This is a genomic window from Streptomyces sp. MBT53, from assembly GCF_016654115.1.
In the GTDB taxonomy this organism is placed as follows: Bacteria; Actinomycetota; Actinomycetes; order Streptomycetales; family Streptomycetaceae; genus Streptomyces.
On sequence record NZ_JAEQAZ010000291.1, the window covers coordinates 1 to 7,736 of the forward strand.

At 69.2% G+C, this 7,736-nt stretch carries 7 protein-coding genes and 1 pseudogene; 7 read left to right on the forward strand and 1 reads right to left on the reverse strand.

Going from position 1 to position 7,736, the window contains the following annotated elements; genetic code table 11:
- Positions 1–703, forward strand: a pseudogene (locus JHN45_RS48420) (serine/threonine protein kinase); the annotation flags it as partial.
- A gap of 119 nt (positions 704–822) precedes the next feature.
- Positions 823–2,349 carry a substrate-binding domain-containing protein gene (locus JHN45_RS48425; RefSeq protein WP_201055837.1) on the forward strand — a complete coding sequence of 509 codons (1,527 nt, stop codon included), beginning with the start codon at positions 823–825 and terminating at the stop codon, positions 2,347–2,349.
- 9 nt (positions 2,350–2,358) lie between these two features.
- Here the strand turns inward: JHN45_RS48425 and JHN45_RS48430 are convergent, their stop codons facing one another.
- Positions 2,359–3,087 (reverse strand): SLATT domain-containing protein, encoded by a 729-nt coding sequence (locus JHN45_RS48430; protein ID WP_201055839.1) that lies wholly within the window; start codon positions 3,085–3,087, stop codon positions 2,359–2,361.
- 242 nt (positions 3,088–3,329) lie between these two features.
- Here JHN45_RS48430 and JHN45_RS48435 point away from each other — a divergent pair, with 242 nt between their 5' ends.
- The 5 genes from JHN45_RS48435 to JHN45_RS48455 all read left to right on the forward strand — a co-directional run.
- Complete coding sequence (locus JHN45_RS48435; RefSeq protein WP_026178802.1) at positions 3,330–3,674, forward strand: YbaB/EbfC family nucleoid-associated protein; 345 nt, start codon at positions 3,330–3,332, stop codon at positions 3,672–3,674.
- Positions 3,675–3,741: 67 nt separating this feature from the next.
- On the forward strand, positions 3,742–4,341 hold the full coding sequence (recR, locus tag JHN45_RS48440) for a recombination mediator RecR (RefSeq protein WP_019070339.1): 600 nt from the start codon (positions 3,742–3,744) through the stop codon (positions 4,339–4,341).
- Complete coding sequence (locus JHN45_RS48445; protein WP_019070338.1) at positions 4,334–4,996, forward strand: DUF5063 domain-containing protein; 663 nt, start codon at positions 4,334–4,336, stop codon at positions 4,994–4,996. The genes recR and JHN45_RS48445 overlap by 8 nt, the downstream gene beginning before the upstream one ends.
- An 87-nt stretch (positions 4,997–5,083) precedes the next feature.
- A complete protein-coding gene (locus JHN45_RS48450) occupies positions 5,084–5,395 on the forward strand; it encodes a trypco2 family protein (RefSeq protein ID WP_236584930.1) in 312 nt (103 codons plus the stop codon).
- A 24-nt stretch (positions 5,396–5,419) separates the two neighbouring features.
- On the forward strand, positions 5,420–7,736 hold a 2,317-nt coding region (locus JHN45_RS48455), incomplete at its 3' end, for a tetratricopeptide repeat protein (protein WP_201055841.1).

The window sequence follows — 7,736 nt, forward strand, 5'->3', positions numbered from 1 at the left end:
CCCCCAGCTCCCCGCCCGGCAGCTCGTCGGCTGGGGCGGGCAGGTGCCGTACAACCCCTACCCCCACAACAACGGCCTCGGCGCCACCCCGCCCTACGGCCCCGGGCCCTACCTGGAGCCCCAGGAGCCGCGCCGCAGCAAGCGGTCGACCGCGCTGTTGGTCCTGGTCGCGCTGGTCGTCGCGCTGGGGGCGGGCGGTTCGGTGTACGCGCTGATGAAGGGCGGCGGCAACGGCAGCCGTACGGCGGCCGGTTCGGGCGGCCGGGCCACCAGTGCCGCGCCCACCACACCGGGTCCCACCACCGGGCAGCCGTCGCCGACCGGTTCGGCCTCGGCCTCCGCGAAATCGTCCGGCGCCGACGCGGTACCGAGCGGTTATCTCGGCACCTGGAACGCGTCCATCGACAACTCCACCGGCCACAACACCCGCCAACTCACCATCAAACAGGGGAAGGTGGGGGACCCCGTACTGAAGCTGGTCGCGGACGGCCCCGGCTACCACTGCGTGTTCAGCGCCGACCTCACCCAACGGCCGGGCGGCGACGGCCCGTTGGCGATCGGCGCCTCCACCGTCACGTCCGGGCAGCCGCTGTCGTCCTGCAGCCCGGGCGCGGCCAGCGAGGTCACCCTCCTGTCGGACGGCAGCCTGGAGCGCGTGAACACCGGCAACGGCGAGAAGCTGACGTACACCAAGGCGGGCTGAAGTCCCTTTACTCCAGGGCCAGTTGAACGTCACCCGAACTTCGGCCGACGGCCCCTGCGGGTTTTCCGGGGCCGCCCGTACCGTGACCCCACGATCCGGCTGGGGAGCGGGGGCCCGCAGTGGAGTGGCTGAGCGCGGAGAACGTCGTCGCCGTGGGCACCGCGGTGCTCGGTATCGTCGCGTCCGGTGTGATGGTCTGGTACGAACGCCGGACACCGCGCCGCAAGCGGATCGGCTACCGCGTCCAGATGGACAACCCCATTGGTGACGACGTCCGTTCGGGCCGCGCGAACAGACGCCTCGGCCTCTTCGACGAGGTCCCCGGCATGTCCGACGCCACCCTCGTCCTGCTGCGCATCGAGAACGACGGTTCGCAGAGCATCGCCGACAACGACTACACCGGGCGCGAACTCCACGGCCTCACCGCGGTGTTCACCGACCGCACGATCCGCGGGGTCTCGGTCACCCAGCCGGTCGGCACCGACCACCTGATGGACCACTTCACCCCGGCGGCCGGCCTCGGCTACGACACCAACACGCTGCGCATCCCGCGCGTCCCGCTCAACCCGCGCGACCACTTCAAGCTGCTGGTGCTGCTGTCCGGCGGTGACGTCGGCTGCGACATACGGCTCATCGGCGGTATCCGCGACGGCGAGGTGCACCCCAACCGCAGCGCGACCCCGGACGACAAGGCGCCCCTGTTCAGCCGTGCCTCCCGGCTGATCACCATCATGCTCACGGTGTGCGTGGTGACGCTGGCGACGATCGTCGTGGCCCGCGACGACACCCCGCCGCCGATCGGCTGCGCGCACGGCACCCTCACCGTCACCGGTTCGACCGCGTTCGCGCCGGCGATGGCGGAGGCCGCGAAGAAGTACGAGAAGGACTGCGAGGGCTCGAAGATCGTGGTGGATCCGCACGGATCGACCGCGGGCGTACGGGAGTTGGAGACCAAGGGGCTCGCGTCGAAGAAGGGCTCACCGGCGGTCGTGGCCATGTCGGACGGACCCAAGCCGAGCGACATGCCCCAACTGCTGGAGCGCCGGGTCGCGATGTCGGTCTTCGCGATCGTCGTCAACAAGGGCATCAACCTCAAGAACCTGTCCACCGTGGACGTACAACGCCTGTACCGGGGCGACATCAAGAACTGGCGGGAACTCGGCGGACCGGACGTGGCCGTGCACCTGGTCAGCCGGGACGCCAACTCCGGGACGCGGCAGGTGTTCCAGCGTCGGGTGCTGAAACGGAGCGAGATCGCCAACTCGTCCGTCGACTGCGTCCACAAGGACGATCCGACGGCACCCGTCATCCGCTGCGAACTCGACTCCACGGACCAGGTGCTGTCCGAGGTCGCCGAGGTCCCCGGCGCGATCGGCTACAGCGAACTCACCCTCGCCTCGCACGCCAAGGGCCTGCACGTGCTCACCCTCGACGGCCACGTCGCGTCCGTGGACGCCATCGAGCAGGGCACGAGCAGCTACCCGTACCGCGAGATCGAGTACGCCTACACCTACGGCACACCCCCGGACGACTCCCTCGCGTCGAGCTTCCTGAACTATCTGACACAGGGTGTCGGCCAGGACGCGATCCGCGTCCACGGCCACATCCCGTGCGGCACGGTGGAGGGCATCAGGCTGTGCACGTAGTCGTCGACGTCAGCGGGGCTCGGGGGGTCGCTGGCGCGGCATGTTCGGCCGGTTGCCGCCGCCCGGTCCGCCCGGTCCGCCCGGCCCCGGCGGCATCGGGAACCTGCCGTGCACGACGGCCCCCTCCTGCCGCCCCCCGCCGGCCACCGTCGACTGGATGCCCAGCGGTGCCGACCCGGTCCGGAACTCCACCATCCAGTCGGCCGTCTCCATCCGCACCAGTTCCGTCACGTCCTCCGAGAAGCGCCGGAGCACCCCCAGACACCGGTCCGCGGCCTCGCTCGCCGTCCCGTCGGCCGGCCCCAGCACCTCCCGTACGCCCTCCGACGCCCAGTCGAACTGGAGCACCTGAAGCCGCCGCTGCACCGCCTGTGCCGTAGCCACGTCCCTCATCCACCCGGACGTCATCCCGAAGAGCCGGTCCCCGGCCACGCACGCCGCCCCGAGCAGCAGCGCCAGATAGCCCCAGGCGGCCAGCCCGGCCGCCACCCCGGTGAGGTCGAGCAACGGCAGCGCCGCCCCCACGACCGTGCCCAGCACCGCGCCCGTGCGCAGCACCCGCGCCCCGCGCCGCTTCCACACCCGGTCCGCGAGGTACCAGGCCGCCGTCTCCAGCGCCCCGCGCTCGACCCACCGGTACAACTCGTCCAGCCGGGCCGTCGGCTCGCCCCAGTCCCCGAGCGGAAACGTCCGCCCGGCCAGATCGCCACCCTCGGGCTGAATCTCCGGCTGACCCACCCGGCACTCCCTTACGTTGTGTGACACCTGATGCTGATGTGCCGGATCCTTCCTACCGCCCAATGGGTGGCGAAGGCTCCGGTTTCACCTCTTTTCCGCCCGGAAGTGGGTCTTGATCAGGTATAGGACGCGGTAAGGACTCACTCGAAAGAGTGCTGGAGCGATGACTGCCCGGACCACGTAGGCTCGTGCCGAGCGGGAAAAACCTCGCCCGGACAGCCGTACGAAACCAGGAGCTGATCGTGATTCCCGGTGGTGGCCAGCCCAATATGCAGCAGCTGCTGCAGCAGGCCCAGAAGATGCAGCAGGACCTGGCGAACGCGCAGGAGGAGCTGGCGCGGACCGAGGTCGACGGACAGGCCGGCGGCGGCCTGGTCAAGGCCACCGTCACCGGCGCCGGCGAGCTGCGCGCGCTGAAGATCGACCCGAAGGCGGTCGACCCGGACGACACGGAGACCCTCGCGGACCTGATCGTCGCGGCCGTCCAGGCGGCCAACGAGAACGCGCAGACCCTCCAGCAGCAGAAGCTCGGCCCGCTCGCGCAGGGACTGGGCGGCGGCAGCGGTATCCCGGGTCTGCCTTTCTAAGACGACCCGCGGCCAACTACGGTACGTACGTACGCACCGCAAGACTCCAGGAAGGGCAGGCAGTCCGTTGTACGAGGGCGTGGTCCAGGACCTCATCGACGAGTTGGGGCGGCTCCCCGGCGTCGGTCCCAAGAGCGCGCAGCGGATCGCCTTCCACATCCTGCAGGCCGAGCCGACGGACGTCCGCCGGCTCGCGCAGTGCCTGATGGAGGTCAAGGCGAAGGTCCGCTTCTGCGCGACCTGCGGAAACGTCGCGCAGGAAGAGCTGTGCGGCATCTGCCGCGACCCGCGCCGCGACCTCTCGGTGATCTGCGTGGTCGAGGAGCCCAAGGACGTCGTAGCGGTCGAACGCACGCGCGAATTCCGGGGCAAGTACCACGTCCTGGGCGGCGCGATCAGCCCGATCGAAGGTGTCGGACCGGACGACCTGCGTATACGAGAACTTCTCGCGCGGTTGGCCGACGGTACGGTCACGGAGCTGATCCTTGCCACGGACCCGAATCTGGAAGGCGAGGCCACGGCCACGTACCTCGCCCGCATGATCAAGCCCATGGGCCTCAAGGTCACCCGCCTGGCCAGCGGCCTCCCGGTGGGCGGAGACCTGGAATACGCGGACGAGGTGACCCTCGGCCGCGCCTTCGAGGGGAGACGACTCCTAGATGTCTGACGCCACACTGCATGCCACCGCGCAGGACCCGGACGACTTCGCGGTCCAGATCGCGGACCAGGTCGAGAGCTTCCTGGTGGCCGTGTCGGAGGTAGCGAAGGGCGAGGACCCCGACTCCGCGGTCCCCTTCCTCCTCCTGGAGGTCTCCCAACTCCTGCTGGCGGGCGGCCGGTTGGGCGCGCACGAGGACATCGTCCCCGACGAGCGCTACGAGCCGGACCTCGGCCCGGAGCCGGACGTGGACGAACTCCGCGAGCGCTTCGCGGTGATGCTGGAGCCGATCGACGTCTACTCGGAGGTCTTCGACCCCTACGAGCCGCGCAAGGCCCCGGTCCCGGCCCGCATCTCCGACGACCTCGCCGACCTCATCACCGACCTCCGCCACGGCATGGCCCACTACCGCGCGGGCCGCACCACGGAGGCCCTGTGGTGGTGGCAGTTCTCCTACTTCTCCAACTGGGGCTCGACGGCGTCGGCGACGCTGCGGGCGTTGCAGTCGGTGGTCGCGCATGTGCGGTTGAACCAGCCGCTAGCGGAACTGGACGGCCTGGACACGGACCAGAGCGTCATGGGCGACGAGACGCTGGAGTTCGAGGCGGGCAGGGTGATGGCGGAGGAGATCGGCGAGCCGTTGGGGATCAGGCCGGTGAAGTAGTCAATTAGCGGTCTTTTCACGCAGGTTGTGGGGCGCGGCGAGTACGCTGCGCCCCACAGTGCGTGTACGGGGACGAGGGGACGCCTGATGGCCGACGAGGTATGGATGGGCTTGGCCGAGGCGATCGGGGCGATTCGCGCGGAGCTTCAGCAGGCGGCGCGGGACGGAGCGGGGCAGGAGATCCAGTTCCGGACGGGCCCGGTGGAGATCGAGTTCGCCGTGGACATGAAGAAGGACGGGGAGGCCCGGGCGAAGGTCTTGGTGCTCCCGTTCGGCGCGGAGGCGAAGGCCTCGCGATCGAAAGGCACGACGAGTCGAGTCAAACTCACACTCCAGCCGGTCGATGCCGATGGAGCCGATCGGCGTATCGCGGACGACTCGGGGGAACGCCCCAAGTAACGGGGAATACGGGGGTGTTGGCCTGTGGCTGTGGACGTGCGGCGGGTCGTGGAGATCTGGAATCCGGTCGGGAAGTGTTCGGGGACCGGTTATCTGGTCGCGGACGACATCGTCCTGACGGCTCTTCACAATGTGCTGGGCTGTGGGGACTTGGAGGTCAGGGGCCTCGGCGGCGACTCCAAATGGCTTGCGGCGGAAGTGTTGTGGCCGCTGACGGATCGACTGCCTGATCTGGAGCGGGAGCCTCAGGCGGACGGGGCGTTGGTCAGGATCACGGATGCGGGGTGGGTGCCGCCGACGGGAGTTGACCCCGTCCGCTGGGGCCGGATCGACGGCGGCCCGGTCGTCCCGGACGAGCAGCGGCTGGCGTGCGTCGCGGTCGGCTTCCCCAAGTCCGAGGTACGGGACGGCATCCGGGACACGAAGGAGATCCGCGGCCACATCGAGAGGCTGACGGGGCTCAAGTCCGGTGGGCTGATCACGGCGCACGTCGACCAGGTCGCCGTGCCCGGTGTCTGGGCGGGCGCGTCCGGGGCGGCGCTCTTCGCGCGGGGGCGGCTCATCGGGGTCGTGACGACCGATCGAAGGCGGGATTACGACGGCGATCAGCTGACGGCGGTGTCGGTGGTGGGGTTGGCGGCGCGGCCAGGGTTTGTGGCGGCGGTGGGGGAGTTGGTTCCGGAGGACGTCACGGTTGCGGACCGGGAGGGACCGCCGTGTAGGGCAACTGTGTACGACCTCGAAGTCCCGCCGGGCGTGAACAACTTGCCGGAACTGCCATCGCCGATCTTCGTCGGCAGGGCGGAGGTGATGGCGGAGCTGGAGCGGGCGCTTTCGGGGGAGTCGCAGACGATCACGCAGACGGTGCACGGGCTCGGGGGCGTCGGGAAGACGACTCTTGCTTTGCACTACGCGCATGAACATGCGGGGGCGTATCGGCTGGTGTGGTGGATCCGCTCGGACGCATCTGAGCTGATCGAGGCGGGTTTCGCGGCCCTGACTGTGCGGCTGAGGGGTGAGGAGGCGTCCAACCTCACCACTTCGCAGGCCGCCGAGTGGGCGGTGGGGTGGTTGCAGACGCACCCGGGATGGCTCCTGGTTTTCGACAACGCGGAGCGGCCGGGGGATGTTCATGCCTGGACGGGCCAACTACGGGCTTCCGGGCGTCACTTGATCACGAGCCGGTACAAGCGGGGGTGGGTGTGCGACCCGATCTCGTTGCGTGTGCTGGACCAGGACGCTTCGCTGGCACTCCTGTCAGGCCTCGTCGGGGGCGGTGGTGAAGAAGACGAGGCCCGTGCGCTGGCGGAGGAACTCGGTCATTTGCCGCTCGCTCTGGAACAGGCCGGCGCCTTCATTGCACAGAGGGAGGTCTCGATCGCGGCGTACAGGGCCATGCTGGAGCGGTATCCGGCGCGTGCGGCGGCTGCGGCACCGGGCGGCTTTGACCCTGCGCGGACAGTCGCGCGCATCTGGCGTATCACGCTGGACGTGCTTGAGGAGCGGGATCCCAGGGCGGTGGAGATCTTGCGGATTGCGGCGTGGTACGCCCCGATCGGCATTCCGCGATCTCTGTTCGAGCCGCTTGCCGAGGACCCGGTCGACCTCGCCGAGCTCCTGGGTCTGTTGGCCGACTACAACATGATCGCGCTAGACCGGGCGGGGGTCGGCATCCACCTCCTTGTCCAGATGGTGGCGCGCACACCGTCGGCGGACGATCCGCATCGTGATCAGGCGCGCATTCTGGCCGCGCGTGACCGGGCCACGGAGTTGGTGCTTGACCAGCTTCCGCGCGATCCCAGCGGAGACGTTGCGGGCTGGCCGACATGGAGAGCCTTGTTTCCCCACGTCGAAGCCATCCTTGACGCGTGCGAACCGGGCGAGGACACGCCTGAGATTGATTTGATCCTCACTCTGACGGGACGGTTCCTCCAGGAGCAAGGGCAGTTGGGTCAGGCGATCGAGTACTTGGCCCGCTCTCTGGCAGCGGCTACTCGGCTCTTCGGTGAGGATGATCCGAGCACGCTGACTTCGCGGAACAACCTGGCTGGCGCGTATGAGGTGTCGGGGGATGTGGCGCGGGCGATCCTGTTGTACGAGCGGACGTTGGAGGATTGCGTGCGGGTGTTGGGTGAGGACCACCCGGACACGCTGACGTCGCGGAGCAACCTGGCCGGCGCGTACGACGTGTCGGGGGATGTGGCGCGGGCGAACCCGTTATATGAGCGGACGTTGGAGGATCGTGTGCGGGTGTTGGGTGAGGACCACCCGGACACGCTGCTTTCGCGGAACAACCTGGCCGGCGCGTATTGGGTGTCGGGGGATGTGGCGCGGGCGATCC